Genomic DNA, 17,582 nt, shown 5'->3' with positions numbered 1-17,582 from the left:
GGTTAAAATTCAAAGAAAAAGCGCTGTAGGAAAATTTCAGCGCTTTTTATCAAGTGGTCCATTTCTCGAATGAGGGGATGCGTAAATAACCTTTTTTCGTTAGGTTCCGATATTTTACAATGCCTTTTAGTTTAGGATCTAAATAAATAAAATCATCGGTTTCTGTCCGGATGAATTTTTTGTATTCTGCATACAATTTCTTCCGATCAGAGGGTTTCATAAATTCCATTAAGCCAGCTGGTGATCCATCTTCAAAGGAAAGCAGCACGCCAAATTCCTTTTTACGTAAGCCGGTAATCAGGACATTTTCATACTGATAATTAATGACTTTGAGCCAATTTTCGGAGCGAGTGCCAGGGCGATAGATAGAGTCTGCTTTCTTTAAGACAATGCCTTCAAGTCCTTGTTCCTTAATTAACTCAAAGTATTCGCTGCCGTGGCCTTCTATATGCTGTACGTAACATTTTTTGTCAACAAAAAGTTGCATACTAATAAGACGTAGTCTTATATTGCAATCCCCTTCTTTTGTTTATTTTGGGTAGACTCTATGAGAACAAATGAAAGTATTGTGAATTTTAATTTTATTTTGCGCAGTTTTTAAGCATTAATTTGCGCCATAGAAACATAAGAGGCTCATGATTATCTCGGTGGTAATCATGAGCCTCTTTCTTACTTATTCAATTATTGTTCGACAGTAGATAGGAACAGTGTATTTGGCATTTAACTGATGTACCAAATAGCAGTATATTTATTCGTTATTAATAAAATTTATTCATTCTGATTTTGTCGCTTGACATGGAGCCTCTGCGGACAGATTTTTTTGAAAAGACCAGAGCAACAAGCTTTTCTGGGCAATTAGCCTAACCCATCCGCCACTCCATGTAAAGCGCAGCGTATTCAAAAAATATACTGCCACGAACAGCATTTTTTAAGTGCCACAAACAGAACAGTGCATCCTTTATACAGTATAGGTTTTCAACACGTTGATCCTCCGTTTGAGTCATGATTTTCCTCATCCTTTCAAGATAAGCTTCAGCATATGTGCCTGATAAAAAGCTTAATGCAGCACTTTTCTAAAGGTGTGCGACGGGTTTCAATAAGGTTTCCAAGTATGTTTTTCACTTATGTGTTAAGTTCGGTGAATAAAAGTGAATGCCCTTTTACTAAATTTGTCTTTTCTTTTTTGGTGTATTTTCTCTTCGCATATCTTGTAGATAAGTACACTTTTACGCAAGATTTGTTATGAGAGCCAAACACCTTACTGAAAGATTAATAAAGCTTAGATTTAAGAGAGGTTTTAAAATGATTGAAACGAACAAAAACGGAACTGCCCGGGCAGTTCCGTTTTGATTCCATCAAAAAGTTACTTTTTCACCTTTAAATGCAGCAATATAAAGTTTTTTCATTTCTTCTACAGATACTTCCCGGGGATTGGATGATGTACACGGATCTTCAATCGCTCCCGCTGCCATTCGATCCAGCTGTTTTTCAAATTCACTCTCATTTACACCGAATTCCTGCAGCGATAACGGAAGGTTTAGCGATTTATTTAAACGGCGAAGCAAATCCGTTAAGGAATCGATTAACTCGTCTTCTGTGTTTCCAGAAAGGTCAAGCATCTTAGCGATATCAGCAAACCGGGAACCGTCCGCCTTTTTATTAAAATCAATCACGTATGGCAAATAAAGAGCATTCGCAAGGCCGTGCGGAATGTTAAAAATCGCGCCACTCTTATGTGATAGGCTGTGTACAATACCAAAACCCGTTCGAGAAAGCCATTCCCGCAATAGCCTGGGCATAATGCATCTCTGCTCTCGCTGCTTTATCTCCAACTACTGATTTTTCAATATTATCCACTGCCATTTTAACCGATTGTATCGCCAACGGATCACTAAATGCGTTATGCATCGTTGATACGTAGGCCTCGATTCCGTGCGTTAATGCGTCCATTCCCGTATAGGCGACAATGTCAGCCGGCATCGAATATGTCAGCTCCGGATCGATAATGGCAATATCCGGCGTGATCTCATAACCAAATACCGGATATTTCGTTCCTGTTTCATGATCCGTGATAACAGAAAAAGGTGATACGTCAGTACCTGTGCCACTCGTTGTAGGAATCGCCGCAAAGCGTGCTTTTTTCCGTAAAGCCGGTAGTGGGTTCGGTGCTTTAACTTTATCAAATGCGAGCTCCGGATTCTCATAAAAAATCCACATTAATTTAGCTGCGTCGATCGGTGAACCGCCGCCTGCGGAAATGATCCAATCCGGCTGGAATTCCTCCATCTTTTTTGCACCCTCTAAAGCGGTTTTTGCAGATGGGTCATTTTCAACACCATCAATGAGCTGTGTTTCAAATCCAGATTCACGTAAATAAGCATCTATTTTATCAAGATAGCCTGATTTTTTAATGGACTGGCCTCCGATAACAATAGTTGCCTTTTTCCCTTCAAGGGTTTTCAAAACTTCTAAAGATCCTTCTCCATAATAAACATCCCTCGGAATAGTAAAACGGTTCATGTGTGTAAATTCTCCTTTTCTGCATTAAAGTAGGCAAGCGTTCAAAAAACATTCAGTGTAAATTTCCCTTATCAATTTTTTTAAAACATTAGTGGAACCATGTAACGTTATCAATAGTATTTTATTAAAAAGGTAGTTATTATTAAGAAACCTCAGTTATCCCTCTCTACAACGGCACTTAATATCTCTTCTGTTTTAATCTTAAGTAATTTTTCCAAGAACCTTGTCGTTCCTAAAACTATTTGAATGTCTTCCTCTGTTTGAACGTTTTCCATTTTCTTTTTTTGAATCAGTTCATTTATAACTTCTTTGAAAGCATTTGTTTTTATAAGCCATTCTCCAACTAGTTCCTTAGTTGCGTCTCTCTCGTATTCGTTTTTGACAGCAAATAAGCTTTTCGTTTTTGTTTCTCTCAGTATTATTGAACTAAATTCAGAATTCATACGAATGCGAAAATAATTCTTTTGACTGTCATAATATTTTTCTTCCCTTAGCAAAAAATACTCTATCCCTAAAATTATTTCGTAATAAGGGTCTATCTCTGTAGGATAATGAAGCTTTTTTACGTCAAGATTTTTCACAAAGTCTAAATAGGTTTCCAATCCATAATGAGTATTAATTATTTTTGCATCCATTACATTCATGATTTCACTCCCTTTTCACCATCCGGAAATTGTTATGATATCGGATACATTTACCGAATTCACACAAATTAGCCTAGTTGCTTTTTTACACTGCATGTCCACCAAACTCGTTCCGAAGGATAGCTATGACTTTACCGGTAAAGGTATCCCTATCTAAAGACCGGTACCGCATAAAAAGAGACATGGCGATGACTTGAGTAGTACTTTGTTCTTTTTTCAGAACTTGCACGAGTAATGATTTGTGCTACTCTCAGTTTACTGGTGATACGTTAGTATAATAAGTATATTCCAATATTGAAAGTTCACACTTTAATTTCACCTAGTAACAAAAAAGGAATATAGTATCAAATTGTATACTATTAAAACCTAAAGGAATAAGTCCTTGATAGTAGGATCCTGCGGACCAACAAACTAAGTAAGGAAATTATGTTGCATTTGATCAATAGCGAAAAAACAAGTGCCATCTTCATTTTTTTATTCCAACGTCTAGAATTTACAAATTTTAAAAGCGCAGATTTTTAGATTTATTTTAACTGTTCTCTCAAAGATTGTGGCTATTGCGCACGATTTAGGTAGTTGAAAAGGCGTACATCTGATAACAGATTAGTACGCTTTTTCCATCTCATTTTTAATGTCAAATCGGGAGTTGAACTGGAGTAAACGCCCTATTTAGTTAAATAGAACTAAAAATAAAAAAAAAGTATATTAATTTCTTCAATGGGTATTATAAGAGTTATATGAATTTATAATAGGAGGTTTTACTTGTGAAAGCAGTTACTTTTCAAGGTTCCAAGGATATGCAGGTGAAAGAAGTTCCAGATGCGAAGCTTCAACAAAAAGACGATATTGTTGTGCGCATTACATCAACAGCGATATGTGGGTCTGATTTACATATTTATCAAGGTGCCTTGCCAGCTGAAAAAGATTATGTAGTTGGCCACGAGCCCATGGGTATTGTAGAAGAGGTCGGACCAGAGGTAACAAAAGTGAAAAAAGGGGATAGAGTGGTCATCCCATTTAACATTTCATGTGGAAGCTGTTACTATTGCCAGCATGATTTGGAGAGCCAATGTGATAATTCTAACCCAAATCCAGAAGTTGATACAGGCGGATATTTTGGATTTACGGAGCGTTACGGGAATCATCCGGGTGGACAGGCTGAATATTTGCGTGTTCCCTATGGAAATTTTATGCCTTTCGTGATTCCTGAATCTGTTGAACTTGAAGATGAAGCATTACTGTTTATGTCTGATGTACTGCCAACTGCTTATTGGAGCATTGAAAGTGCAGGAGTGAAAAAAGGGGATACAGTTGCCGTGCTCGGCTGTGGACCCATTGGTTTGATGGCGCAAAAGTTTGCCTGGATGAAAGGCGCAAAAAGAGTCATTGCCGTCGATAATCTTCCCTATAGGCTTGAACGTGCCAAAAAAATGAACAATGTTGAGATTTTTAATTTTGATGAATTTGATGATATGATTTCTATGGGTTCCCATATTAAAGAAATTACAAGTGGCGGTGTAGATGCCGTCATTGATTGCGTAGGGATGGATGGGAAAAAAACACCAATCGAAGCTGTCGAACAAAAGATGAAGCTTATTGGCGGAACCATCAGCCCGATCGAAATCGGTATGAGTGCTGTGAGAAAATTTGGAACGCTGCAGCTGACGGGGGTCTACGGCTCTAAATATAACCAGTTCCCTTTAGGAAACATATTTGAAAGAAATGTAAAAATAAAAATGGGTCAGGCACCAGTCATCCATTACATGCCAATGCTCTTTAAAATGATTACGGAAGGAGAACTGGATCCAACAGAAATCGTCTCTCATAAATTGCGTCTAGACCAGGCGAGTGAAGCCTATCAAATCTTTAATGATCACGAAGATGGGTGTGTCAAAGTTGTTCTCAAACCCTGACCTTCCCAAAAAGTTATAACCATGTTTTTAACAATGAAGAACATTAAAAGCCCCGTTGGTAAAAGTGTAATTTTACGAACGGGGCTTTTTTATGCAAAAACAGCTATTTTAACTTTCGTTTAAGTCTAAAATCATTTTACGGATTCTCTAATTAGGGAATCGATTTTTTTAATTAGGGGTACAGCCAACATTTCGCATAAAACATACGTTAAGCACATTTCGACATAGAAAAAACTCATTTTCTATACGCTAAGCCCATCAAGAATGTAATGAAACTTATTTTCGACCTATTAACTGAACATAGATAAGTGAATGAGTTATTGAACATCAACAAATGAGGAAAATCCTCATAAACCCTTTTGTTAGAAGGTGTTAAGGAACTCAAGGTTATCTGAACAAATTCCTTAGCGTATGTTTTTCGCTTTTCGTTGGTAGGACCCCAATTACGGCGAATAAATGGTGTCAAAACTCAACAGGCTTGAATTCTGGTTTAACTTGGAATAGGGGTACCGTCAGCAAAACGCGGATTTACAACGTTAAGGGGATCTGGATACAAAAATAGCCAATTTTCACCACGTTAAGGATGTAATCGGCTTTAGAACTATTATTGATTTAAAGACCGCAATGATTCTAAGTTGGTAACTCCTTTTGGATCGAAGCGATACTCTCCAAGGAAGTTGATATGTTCCCATCCTAATGGTTATATATGCTTTAATAAATCCTCCCGTAACATTCCTTTACTTTGAAGTAATTCGGTAGCTTTGCCTAGATAAACTGTATTCCATACACTAATTGCATTAATCAAGATGTTCAAAGCACTTGCGCGTTGCAATTGATCCTGCAGAGCACGTTCTCTCAGTTCTCCATGTTTTCCAAAGAAGATGGATCGAGCCAGAGCATTCATGGCTTCTCCTTTGTTTAACCCACGTTGGATACGGCGGCGCATCGATTCGTTTGAGATGTAATCTAGTATAAAAATCGTCTTTTCGATTCTTCCCATTTCTCTAAGTGCCTTAGCAACCTTATTTTGCCGAGCATAAGAACCAAGTTTACCCATAATGAGGGCACCAGAGGCTTGCCCCTCCCGAATAGAATGTGCCAGACGCAAAACATCATCATAATTTTTACGTATAACCTTCATATGGGGTACAGTCAGGAAAATGCGGATTTACAACGCTAAGCCCATTTCCCCGACTATTCCCCCAGTTTTAACAACGTTAAGAAAGTTTCAAGGGTCTTAAAGAATCTAACGAGACCATTTTCTCCGAATTAAAATGGTATTCTCCAAGTAAATTAATATGTTCCCAACCTAGAGGTGACATATGGTGCAATAATTCTTCATTAAAACTACCTGACCGTTTTTGATATTCAACTGCCTTTGTTAGATGTAAAGTATTCCAGATACTGATGGCATTAATGATTATATTTAAGGCACTGGCCCTTTGCAATTGATGCTGTATGGTTCGTTCCCTAAGCTCACCTTGTTTTCCAAAGAAAATAGCCCTTGCCAATCCATTCATGGCTTCTCCTTTATTCAATCCTCGTTGTATTTTTCTTCTTAATGATTCATCCGATATATAATTCAAAATAAAGATCGTTTTTTCTATTCGGCCCATCTCACGTAAGGCGGTAGCTAAGCTGTTTTGTCTTGAATAGGAACCTAGTTTCCCCATAATAAGGGATGCTGAAACTGTTCCTTCCCTTATAGAATGAGCTAATCGCAAAACATCTTCATAATTTTCTTTAATGACCTTTGTATTTATTTGTCCACGTAAAATGGCTTCTAATTTTGGAGATTCGCTTGCTTTATCTATTGTAAATAATTTTGAATCTGATAAATCTCTTATTCTTGGAGCAAATTTAAATCCTAATAAATGAGTCAATCCGAAAATTTGGTCTGTGTAACCCGCAGTATCTGTATAATGCTCTTCTATGTTTAAATCCGTCTCATGGTGCAACAAACCATCCAAAACATGAATCGCATCCCTTGAATTAGTATGAATGATCTTTGTGTAGTAAGAAGAAAATTGATCACTAGTGAAACGGTAGATGGTGGCTCCTTTCCCCGTTCCATAATGTGGATTTGCATCTGCATGTAGTGATGAAACTCCTAGCTGCATTCTCATACCATCTGACGAGGATGTTGTGCCGTCTCCCCAATAAGAAGACAATTGTAGCTTGTGATGAAAATTTACTAATACAGCTTGGGCTTTATTCATTGCGTCTTCATACATGCGCCATTGAGACACATTGGCTAGTTGCTTATATGTAAGCCCGGGTGTTGCTTGAGCCATTTTGCTCAAGCCAATATTCATTCCCATTCCTAAAAGAGCAGCCATAATAATGATTGTTTCTTCTTTATCTGGTTTTCGTTTGTTAGAAGCATGTGTAAATTGCTCATGAAATCCTGTTATATGGGCAACATCCATAAGTAAATCGGTTAATTTTATTCTTGGTAGCATCTGATACAGGCTTGCACTAAATTTCTTTGCTTCTTCTGGAACATCTTTTTCTAATCGTGAAATCGACAGCTTTCCTTTTTCAAGAGAAACTCCATCTAACTTGTTGGAATTACCAGCTAACCAGTGTAACCTCCCATTAAGGCTGCTAGTTCTCTCTGTAATATAATCCTTGAATGATAAACTAACCGATAATCTTGTATTCTCCTTCGTTTGATTCCATGTATCTTCGGAAAACAAATATTCCTCAAAATCTCTATATTGTCTACTGCCCACAATAGAAACATCACCAGCCCGAATATGCTCCCGAAGTTCTGTTAAAACAGCCATTTCATAGTAATGCCGATTGATTGTTGTACCATCATCCTCGTATAAATGCTTTTTCCACCGTTTTGAAATAAAATCCAAAGGTGAGTTATCAGGTACTTTTCGCTTCCCAGATTCGTTCATTCCTCGTATAAGTGGCTCATTCGCCTTTGTGGAATGAAATTCCAATACCCTTAATAGGGTTGGCGTATATTTTCTAAGAGAATAAAATCGTTTTTGCAGTAAGTCTAAATAGTCATAGTCGGCAGGACGTGCAAGCTCTTGAGCTTCTTCCACTGAAGAAACAAAAGAATTCCATTCAATAACCGATTCTAAAACCTCAAAAACGTCTAGTTTTTCCCGTTTTGCTTTGATTAAAGCTTGTCCGATGTTCGTATAGTGTATAACCTTCTCATTCAGCTTTTTCCCGTTTTGTTTCTGAATTTCTTCTTGAGCCTTACGGCCTTTTGATAACAGACTGAGTATTTGTCTGTCATGAATTTCAAAGGCTTTATCCGTTAAATCCTGAGTAAGGTGTAATAAATAGACGGTTAAAATCGAGTATCGTTTATTTTCTTGAAAGTCACGGAACGCATAAGGCTCATATCTTGAACCTAAGCGAGATAGCTGTAACAAGCGATTGCGATGCAAATGATTAATTTGTACCGTTTCTAATTCCATACCTCGTATGTATTCGAGTCGTTCTATTACTTTTAGAAATGTTTCGGATGAAGGATGACCCGGTGGTTCCTTTAACCAACCCAATATCGTTTTATTGGAATCGGATGAATGTTGCGAAGTAATGATTTCTTCAAGCTTTTCTTTTTGCTCACTTGTTAGAGATTGACTAACTGTATTAAACAGCTTCTTTTCAGCCATTTCTCTCGCCTCCCACACTATTCTTTCAAGTGTAGTGATAGCAGGCAGTATGATTTTGTTTTTTCTTAGAAAATCTATGCATTCATGCAGTAGATGAATGGCATCACCATTTTCCAAAGCTAATTGATGAAGGTGCTTAAATGTCATTCGATATTCACTCAAGGTAAAAGTTACAAAGTCGTATTCACTTCGAATTTCTTTCAAATGATCCCAAAGTGTATTTTCCCTTTGAGGATAATAGCTAAGCGAGGATGGACTAGCACTGATTTGTTTCGATATATATTGTATAACCGAATCTGGGATGCTTTTAATATGAGTGTATGGCCAACCGGAATACCGAAGAATAGCTAATTGAACGGAAAACCCTAAACGGTTTTCTTCCCTCCTTCTCTTATTAATGATTTCTAAATCACGTTTGGAAAAGGTGAAGTAGGTCCCCAATATCCATTCATCTTCAGGAATTTGCATAAAAGCCTGTCTCTGTTCCGGTGTAAGCAATTCTCTACCTCTAGCAATTTTCATTCAGTATCAGCCCATTTCTGTATTTTTCAATTTATTAGCTCAATTATATATCAATAGAGTGTACTCTATTGATACAAGTATAGTAGACTGATAAAATCATAGTTAAGAGTGTCTCATAAGACTTGTCTCAAAAACGAGGTGAAATTTTGCAGAAAATCGGTTATGTACGCGTCAGTTCGACTAGCCAAAATCCTTCAAGACAATTTCGGCAATTGAACGAAATTGGAATGGATATTATTTATGAAGAAAAAACTTCAGGAGCCACAAAAGATCGTGAACAACTTCAAAAAATGTTAGAGGATTTACAGGAAGGTGACATTATTTATGTTACAGATTTAACTCGGATCACTCGAAGTACGCAAGATTTATTTGAATTGATTGATTTAATACGAAATAAAAAGGCAAGCTTAAAATCACTTAAGGATACATGGCTAGATTTATCAGAAGATAATCCATATAGCCAATTCTTAATTACGGTAATGGCTGGTGTTAACCAATTAGAGCGAGACCTTATTCGTATGCGTCAGCGTGAAGGAATTGAGCTCGCAAAGAAAGAAGGGAAGTTTAAAGGACGGTTAAAGAAATATCATAAAAATCACGCAGGAATGAATTATGCAGTAAAGCTATATAAAGAAGGAAATATGACTGTAAATCAAATTTGTGAAATTACAAATGTATCTAGAGCTTCTTTATATAGAAAGCTATCGGAAGGAAAAAAATAAGCATTCATTACTTATATTAAAAATTTCCGGGGATTGTGAAACAACGTACCTAACCAAGCAGGCTATTTCTATAATGAAGTATCAATATTTGTTTATCTAACTAGGCACGATCATCAAAGGATTCCGAGTACATTTTAACGGAGATATACGCTAAACTCAGATTTAAAGCAAGGCTGTATTTTCCGAGAACACTTTATAAAAAACAACCTTAGTCATTCACAAACGAAGGTTGTTTTTATAAAGTCATGGTCTAATTAAAACAATTGCTGTCCCAAGAGCATACTTGAGACTGAAAAGGCACCAGCAGGTGGTAAAACATTAGTATATATGGGAGGTCCCAAACGGGGTGTAAAGGTTGTAGCAATCCAATTTCCATATTCACCAGCCAGCAAAGAGGGAGGTTTCATTATAAACCGTCCACTTAAAACGAAATGCCGAATGCTTATAGCGGTCTCATCAAATATTGTCAAGTTGCCAAAAAAGGAGGCATATGGTGAATCGAAACTTATTTATTTAGCGCTTTCGTCCCAATACCCATTAATCGGAATAGGTATACCACGAAAATTAACTGTACCTACTACTTTGTTGTCTACAATGGAATCAATGGTAAGTATACCTCTAATAATGGATCTCCCCGCAATAGAAGCATCAATCCCCCATACGGATGGAAAGGGGATACTAACTTTGGCTGTCTTTGGAATTTTCAAAATTAACCTCTCCTTGATTATTTTATGTATGGATTGAGTTGTATTTAATCATAATCCTGTAGTAATGATACAGTATATGCACAGAGAATCACTTAGGTGTTTTGTTAAGAAAGAAGCATCAATAATCAATCAGCCTACTGTCTAGATGAACAAGAGTTTGCCTGACCCACGAAAAATATGGAACATTAATTCCTGCTGCTCATAGATATGGTCTCGCATTTGGAAAATTTCTTAGCTTTAAAATAAATCATCTGATTCAATGAAATGTAATGCCTATCATCACCTATTTTTATATGTACCTCAGACGAATACCTATACCTCCGTTACTCTTCGATCATATTGTATTTGTACGAGGTGGTGTAAAATGTTTAAATTATATTTAGATCCTGGTCACGGGGGAGTGGACCAGGATTTGAGAGGTAAAGACCACAGATTTTTATATTCAGACGATCAATCTAATAAAACTATTAAAGAATTACGAAAAACTGTCCGACAAGGTAATATTTGGAAAGGAGATGTGAAAAACAAAGCAAAAGATGGTTCTTTTTATTGGGTACATACTACGATTGTTCCTTTCCTAAATGAGGATGGGAAGCCGTATCAATTTGTTGCGATTCGCAACGATATTACGGATCAAAAAAGGGCTGAAGAATCATTAATTAAGTTAGAGAAATTATCAGCTATCGGAGAACTAGCCGCTGGCGTTGCACATGAAATACGAAATCCATTAACAACTATAAAGGGTTTTACCGAATTTTTAAATGCAGAAGAAAAAGAAGACAAAAAGAAGGAATATTTTAAGATTTTATTAGATGAAATTGAACGAATTAATTATATTGTGGGAGAGTTTATGCTGTTAGCAAAACCTCAGTCCATAACATTGAAAACGAAGCCACTAATTCCGATTATCACCAGTGTCATCAAATTTCTTCAATCTGAGATGAACTTACACAATGTTTTAACTACACTAGATTTTGGTTCTCAAGATATTTATATAGAATGTGATGAAAATCAAATAAAACAAGTTTTTCTCAATATTATTAAGAATGCTATCGAAGCGATGCCCACCGGGGGAACCTTAGAAATTAAACTTGCAAGAAAGAGCGACAAAATACATATTATTTTTATCGATTCTGGGATGGGCATACCTAAAGAAAAATTAATTAAAATTGGTCAACCCTTTTTCACAACAAAAGAAAGTGGAAATGGATTAGGTATGATGGTTAGTTTTAAAATTATTCAAAACCACAAAGGTAACATACATATAGATAGTACAGAGGGTGTAGGAACAACATTTACAATAGTGCTAGCTTGCTCTACTCTTTAAGTAAATGTCATAAAATATTCACACTTATATTAAGTAAAACTGGCAATAATAAGTATTAAGCCCTTGCAACAACCACCAAAAAGACATCATAGATCTAGCAAGGGCAATTAATATAATTAAGTTTTTTGAAAAAAGTACAAACTATCATTTATATAAGTTCCCTCTTTAATTTATTATTTTTCAAACCTTCTCCCTTCTCCCTTAAATTGTTTGAAAATCCCTTATAACTCTGATTTTGTCAATTCATATAACTGTCTTCCATCTGGTGTCTTGAAATATTGAAGATGTAGCAACTGCCCAATTAAATACTGATTGGTACTATGAAGCTTGTTTCTATAAACTTGCATACTAAAGCGTTGGTTATAGCCTTCGAACTGTGAAACTAAAAATTTCTCTAGTGCTTCTTCGTGAGGAAATTGTTCTTTCCGTTTCGTGTATTTCTTGATCTGCTTGTTAAAAGATTCAATAAGATTCGTAGAGTAAATGCTTCTCCAAATCGACTGTGGAAAGCTGTAAAACGTGAAGATATACGGATTCTCCACTAAAGCTTTCGTTGCTTTAGGATAAGCAGTTTTCCACTTATCACAGAAACGTTCTAGCGCTTCACGACCAGCTTGCTCATCCTTTGCGCGGTATATTGTTTTGAAATCATCACAGATCTCAGCACGATCAGACACACGCACTTTATGAGCAAGATTGCGAGCAAGATGAACACAGCAGGTTTGGTATTTGGCACCTGGAAAGACCTCGAAAATGGCATCAACCATACCTTTTAACCCATCAGAAATAAAGAGTAGCACTTCTTCTGTGCCTCTTTCTCGAAGGTCTTGCAGAAGCTCTTTCCATACGTAGGCAGACTCAGTTGGAGCGATGGCATAGCTAAGCACCTCCTTAGAACCGTCTTCACGAATGCCTACAGCTAGGTAAACGGCTTCTTTCGAAACAGTCTCACGCTTTACAGCAATGTAGGTTGCATCCAAATAGACACAGACATAGCGCTGGGCTAATGGGCGCTTTAGGAACGCATCAACATGCTCTACCATCACTTGCGTCATGTTAGATATGGTTTGTGGTGTGTAATGATGCCCATACATTTTCTCGATCAGATCAGCGATTTCAGTCATGGTTACGCCCTTTTGGAACATATGAATGACAAACGATTCTAACGTGTCGTTGGATCGCTTGTAGGGCGCTACGGTCTGCTGCTTGAACTCTCCATTACGATCACGAGGGATTTGAAGGTGCAGATCGCCGTATTCCGTATGGAGCGTACGTGTATAGCTGCCGTTACGAGAATTGCCTGTATTGAAGCCTGCACGATCATACTTTTCGTAATCTAGGAAGGCGGTTAACTCGGTTGTTAACAAGTGATTCATCGCTCTTTCGAGGTGAATACGAAAAATTTCAGTCACATCTTGTTTTGTAACTAGAGCTTGGACTAAATCTGTTGTAAAATGATTCATAGGGAAGACCTCTCTCTGTGAATTTTGTGTGGTAACTCAATTCTACAAGAAAAGGTCTTCCTTTTGCATTTATTCATTTACACATAATATTTTATACTCTCCAATAAAGAATTAAAACATCTTAGTTAGTAAATAGTTATTTATTTAAATCATTAACAATGTTAAACTATTTCCAAATTTAAGTAGGTTATTACTCATAAGGAGATATTTTTATATGATACGTACTGGAATGAAGCGACCTTTAGATAACATGGGGAGAATAGTGATACCATCTGAAATTCGGGATACTCTTGATATCAGTATTGGTGATCCTTTAGAGCTCTTTATTGAAGGTGGGATAATATCAATAAAAAAATATAATCCAGGTTGTGAATTTTGTGGGAACGTCATAAAAGAATTTTATTATAAGAAAAAGTTCATTTGTAGAGAATGCGCTTTTGAACTTCAAAGCGTAAAAGAATTAAAAGGGACAAATGAACTTGTTACTTCACTGGAGATTGAGAGTGATATAGCAGTCGCTACAAACAAGCAAGAAAAAAAAAGTAAAATACGTCCGAGCACATTAATAATGGTCGAAAAATATATAGAATTAAATAATGCGATGCCTCATCTCAAGCAGATTGAAATAGCAGATATTTTAGGTGTTAAACAGGCAAGAGTATCCCAGTTGAAGAAGATTGCTGCAGACTACATTCAGAATAATGAGGATAAGATTCATAAGAAGGAGGAGATCCAAGAAACAGAAGGATCGGGCAGAAATACCATAGAATTTGATCTTTTTGGAGGATATGAACTAACAGATAAGGGCATCGTAAAACCTTGTATAAAAATCCAATCTGTAAATGATGAAACAAAAATTAAGAAAAGAACTCCTCGAAAAAAACTTATGTACATAATCAAAGAAATGAAGCGAAAGGAACCGTGGCTTACGCAAAAACAGATAGGAAAACGTCTTAATATAACAGCGGGTAGAGTATGGCAAATAATGCAGTTATTGAAGGAAGAAAAGAAAATCGTAACTGATGTAGATTTGGATTAGACGCTGATTCTGCAGCGTCTCTTTTTAATCGGTTGATGTTCTATAGATCAGATTCGCCATTGGATAAAACGTGATAATTAAAACAACTAACCAATCTATCACTTATAATAAAAATCATATATATATAAATTTTACAAATAATTTCCGTTGGCTTAAACTCTTAGCCAGACCTCCTAAATCTGCGATTAATGAACTCAATAAAAACCTGGATACTCAGTACCCAGAAGAAAAATAGTCGTTGCAAAGAAGAAAGAATTAAATAATATATTCTTATTCTTAATATAACAAAAAGTATGAACTGCATGGTTGTATAACTACCGGTTATCTTTCCTTCATTGTGAAGACGCGAAAATCCAGGGAAAATTGAAGAACCTGGTGGGGAGGCGTTCTATTAGGCGGGGGTTTATTTCAGTTATATGATGGAACGATTCAACATAAATTGATACAGCTCCATCAGATCAGGTATGTAGAGAATGTAATCGTCTACGATATCATCTGGAACCTTTTTTACCATACTGCTGATCATCGGTGGAGTATTGCTGATTACCAAAACAAAGCATACAGGAGCAGCTTCCACCTATGTCGATGTCATATTCATATTCCCTGAGTCCAGCATTCACTTCCTACCTTTATCGTGAATATTGTAGATGATTTTCGTGAAGATTTAGTAATTGATCGAAGGTTCATACTCAGATTTTGTGAAAGGATGATTTACCCTTGAAAAGCGTCAGTTGGCTTGACATTGTAGTTCCAGAGTACTTGGAAATCTTAGATCAAAAGCCGATAGATGAAGTACAAGATCTTTTTGATCTTGATATTCAATCAGGTCATTTTAGTGTTGTGAGAATTGAAAAAAGAGATTCATTTCTTACTTACTTAAATACTTATGCTTATCGTCTGAAATTGAATAAATTTGCTAGATTAAAGAAACTTGAACTATGGATTCACAGCAGATGTTTCCGAATTGATGAAGTAAGAGTACTTGAGGAAGTTATAGTAACAACAAACAGTGTAAGTATTGATAATACCGGTAAAGTTACAGTCGAATTTCAATGTATTACCGGTGAGTCAGTTAGTCCACAATATGTAAATGTTGAGATTGATTCATCTTTGAACGATCTGATTGAAGTAAGGTATCTTATACCAAAATTTACATACGACTTTGTTTCTTATTGGGATCAAAAAAAGAAAAGAACAATAGAGCGGTACGAAAAAAATCTTCATGGTGTACGCTTGAGAATGTCGGAAGATTCATATCGTAATTTTCTCAATGAATAACCGAAAATGCTGGGAAGTTGTAATTCAAAGTGAAGGTAATAATGTCAAACTGGAAAGGTTTGTGATTACATGTTAGGAATTATATTCGGAATAATCGGTTTTTGTTTATCAGTTGTACTCCGTAGGTCTAGTAGTAAAGCAGACAAAAAATATGCTGATTATATTGCAATTTTAAGTTGCGGTGTTATAGCTGGGAGCATTACCTTAATTTCAATTTAGTATAATAACATCTTTTAAACTGACAAGAGTCTGCTTCACAGATACCTAGAAATGTGCTAAATTTACTTTAGAAGCAAAACCATGAGAATGGATCACTGTGCGCCGGCCAAAGGTGCAGTGATCTATTTTTTTGTTCAGCCATCGTAAACTTTACCATGGGGATGTTGAATGGTTGAGGGACAAGAACTTAGTCCGATTGCTGATTAATAAGCTTATTATGTATATGATTGTACATTAATGGATAGTATAATAAGACATCCGTGAGAATTACCATAACATAGATGCCGCCTTCAAATGAGGGCGGTACTTTAAATTCGATTGGCCACAGTCTGAATTGAGGTGAAGCAATGAAATCGTCTGATCTAGAGAATCGATTGCTTAAACCTTAGACTACACGAGCAACAACTGATAAAGACAAATTGACTCTTAGTACGACTTTACATATAATAGAAGAAACGCTATATGAAGAGAAGAGCCATCCATAACGGATGGCTCTTTCTTGTTGTCATAGACATATGTACAAAATCCAACGTTTGTGAAGATGTTCTAAGACTTAAACTAAGTCTAATTACTATGTTGTTACCACCTAAGTTATTTAATTCTTCTTATATATGACCGTTTCTTGGATTCACTCAATACTTTTTCCCAAACTTCGTAATGTGATCGAAGTCTCCAAAGCATAACTATAATTTTGTCTTCCAGATGTTCATTATTGTTAAAAGGAACGTCCTCAAGTAGCTTAAGCAATTCTTCCTCTTTATCAAATGTTGCTCTGATTGAGTTAACCCTTTTTCGGGCAAGGTTTTCAAGTTCTGAAAGATACTTTAAATCATGCATTACTATTCCCCCATAATATAGTGCTTCGAAGAATAGTATTCCCTTGTTAGTTCAATTTAAACAGTCATTTAATGCGATTTATAGCATCCGCCCATGATGTTAATTGACACAAAATTCCCCCTATTAGCTCCGAAACAGAGATAGTTCTAAATTTCATCGAACCCCTTCTACGATTACCCGCAATCCTTTTGCAAACTTCACTATATACTTATTAGGTTGTGTCTGGCTTAAACTCTTAACCAGACCCCCTAAATCTGCGATTAATGAACTCAATAAAAACCTGGATACTCAGTACCCAGAAGAAAAATAGTCGTTGCAAAGAAGAAAGAATTAAATAATATATTCTTATTCTTAACATAACAAAAAGTATGAACTGCATGGTTGTATAACTACCGATTATCTTTCCTTCATTGTGAAGACGCGAAAAACTTCAACTCCCGGGAAAATTGAAGAACCGTCTTCAACAATTTAAGGAGGTAATATATATGGCTAATATTGTTGAGGTACGTTTGGCAGCATTTATTCCACAAGCATGGATCGATTACATGCGAACGTCTGAGGTTGTTGTTCAATTCAACGGTAATAACAGGGGGTTCACATACTATACGGAGAATCAGCCCGAACTCTCGAAAATGACTCAGCACGTTGTAGTTGGGGTACCGCCAACAAAGTGCGGATTTTGTACGCTAAGCCCCGTTTGATCGAAAAAAGGCCGGTATCCTGTACGCTAAGGATTACCGGCTTCGA

12 protein-coding genes and 4 pseudogenes are annotated in these 17,582 nt (G+C 36.4%); 7 read left to right on the top strand and 9 right to left on the bottom strand.

Features of this window, described 5'->3' with window-relative positions:
- Window positions 1-49: 49 nt before the first annotated feature.
- The 4 genes and pseudogenes from BLW49_RS25430 to BLW49_RS28605 all read right to left on the bottom strand — a co-directional run.
- Window positions 50-487 (bottom strand): ATP-dependent DNA ligase, encoded by a 438-nt coding sequence (locus BLW49_RS25430; RefSeq protein WP_072526550.1) that lies wholly within the window; start codon window positions 485-487, stop codon window positions 50-52.
- An 868-nt stretch (window positions 488-1,355) separates the two neighbouring features.
- Window positions 1,356-2,520, bottom strand: a pseudogene (locus BLW49_RS25425) (iron-containing alcohol dehydrogenase).
- Between the two features lie 152 nt (window positions 2,521-2,672).
- Window positions 2,673-3,164, bottom strand: coding sequence for a hypothetical protein (locus BLW49_RS25420; protein WP_090727733.1), 492 nt, complete (start codon window positions 3,162-3,164; stop codon window positions 2,673-2,675).
- A gap of 85 nt (window positions 3,165-3,249) precedes the next feature.
- Window positions 3,250-3,372 (bottom strand): annotated as a pseudogene (locus tag BLW49_RS28605) (6-phosphogluconate dehydrogenase (decarboxylating)); the annotation flags it as partial.
- A 556-nt stretch (window positions 3,373-3,928) separates the two neighbouring features.
- Here BLW49_RS28605 and BLW49_RS25415 point away from each other — a divergent pair.
- Window positions 3,929-5,077, top strand: a complete 1,149-nt coding sequence (locus BLW49_RS25415; RefSeq protein ID WP_090727731.1) for a zinc-dependent alcohol dehydrogenase — start codon at window positions 3,929-3,931, stop codon at window positions 5,075-5,077.
- Between the two features lie 604 nt (window positions 5,078-5,681).
- Here the strand turns inward: BLW49_RS25415 and BLW49_RS25410 are convergent.
- Together BLW49_RS25410 and BLW49_RS25405 are read right to left on the bottom strand one after the other, a co-directional pair.
- Window positions 5,682-6,215 (bottom strand): annotated as a pseudogene (locus BLW49_RS25410) (Tn3 family transposase); the annotation flags it as partial.
- 79 nt (window positions 6,216-6,294) lie between these two features.
- On the bottom strand, window positions 6,295-9,243 hold the full coding sequence (locus tag BLW49_RS25405) for a Tn3 family transposase (protein ID WP_090727729.1): 2,949 nt from the start codon (window positions 9,241-9,243) through the stop codon (window positions 6,295-6,297).
- Window positions 9,244-9,389: 146 nt separating this feature from the next.
- Here BLW49_RS25405 and BLW49_RS25400 point away from each other — a divergent pair, with 146 nt between their 5' ends.
- The gene (locus BLW49_RS25400; protein ID WP_063385374.1) at window positions 9,390-9,965 is read left to right on the top strand and encodes a recombinase family protein; all 576 of its coding nucleotides are present in this window, start codon (window positions 9,390-9,392) and stop codon (window positions 9,963-9,965) included.
- Window positions 9,966-10,474: 509 nt separating this feature from the next.
- Here BLW49_RS25400 and BLW49_RS29350 read toward each other — a convergent pair.
- Window positions 10,475-10,672: a hypothetical protein gene (locus tag BLW49_RS29350; RefSeq protein WP_249436106.1), complete on the bottom strand. Its 198-nt coding sequence runs from the start codon at window positions 10,670-10,672 to the stop codon at window positions 10,475-10,477.
- 364 nt (window positions 10,673-11,036) lie between these two features.
- On the opposite strand from BLW49_RS29350, the gene BLW49_RS25390 reads away from it, so the two are divergent.
- Window positions 11,037-11,999 carry a PAS domain-containing sensor histidine kinase gene (locus tag BLW49_RS25390; RefSeq protein WP_177178843.1) on the top strand — a complete coding sequence of 321 codons (963 nt, stop codon included), beginning with the start codon at window positions 11,037-11,039 and terminating at the stop codon, window positions 11,997-11,999.
- 221 nt (window positions 12,000-12,220) lie between these two features.
- Here the strand turns inward: BLW49_RS25390 and BLW49_RS25385 are convergent, their stop codons facing one another.
- Entirely contained in the window at window positions 12,221-13,462 is a 1,242-nt protein-coding gene (locus BLW49_RS25385) for an IS256 family transposase (RefSeq protein WP_090727726.1), read from the bottom strand.
- Between the two features lie 214 nt (window positions 13,463-13,676).
- Here BLW49_RS25385 and BLW49_RS25380 point away from each other — a divergent pair, with 214 nt between their 5' ends.
- The 3 genes and pseudogenes from BLW49_RS25380 to BLW49_RS25370 all read left to right on the top strand — a co-directional run bounded on the left by BLW49_RS25380 (window position 13,677) and on the right by BLW49_RS25370 (window position 15,779).
- A complete protein-coding gene (locus BLW49_RS25380) occupies window positions 13,677-14,501 on the top strand; it encodes an AbrB/MazE/SpoVT family DNA-binding domain-containing protein (RefSeq protein ID WP_090727724.1) in 825 nt (274 codons plus the stop codon).
- A 367-nt stretch (window positions 14,502-14,868) separates the two neighbouring features.
- Window positions 14,869-15,139 (top strand): annotated as a pseudogene (locus BLW49_RS25375) (DUF2243 domain-containing protein); the annotation flags it as partial.
- Window positions 15,140-15,218: 79 nt separating this feature from the next.
- The gene (locus tag BLW49_RS25370; protein WP_090727722.1) at window positions 15,219-15,779 is read left to right on the top strand and encodes a hypothetical protein; all 561 of its coding nucleotides are present in this window, start codon (window positions 15,219-15,221) and stop codon (window positions 15,777-15,779) included.
- Window positions 15,780-16,589: 810 nt separating this feature from the next.
- Here BLW49_RS25370 and BLW49_RS25365 read toward each other — a convergent pair.
- The gene (locus BLW49_RS25365; RefSeq protein WP_090727720.1) at window positions 16,590-16,835 is read right to left on the bottom strand and encodes a hypothetical protein; all 246 of its coding nucleotides are present in this window, start codon (window positions 16,833-16,835) and stop codon (window positions 16,590-16,592) included.
- A gap of 485 nt (window positions 16,836-17,320) precedes the next feature.
- Between BLW49_RS25365 and BLW49_RS25360 the strand changes: the two genes are divergently transcribed.
- Window positions 17,321-17,536: a DUF3238 domain-containing protein gene (locus BLW49_RS25360; RefSeq protein ID WP_090727719.1), complete on the top strand. Its 216-nt coding sequence runs from the start codon at window positions 17,321-17,323 to the stop codon at window positions 17,534-17,536.
- Window positions 17,537-17,582 lie beyond the last annotated feature (46 nt).

The sequence above is a fragment of the Paenibacillus sp. PDC88 genome (genome assembly GCF_900106725.1).
In the GTDB taxonomy this organism is placed as follows: domain Bacteria; phylum Bacillota; class Bacilli; order Paenibacillales; family Paenibacillaceae; genus Paenibacillus; species Paenibacillus shunpengii.
The sequence above is the reverse complement of the archived record's forward strand: the minus strand, read 5'-3'. Positions and strand labels throughout refer to the sequence as shown.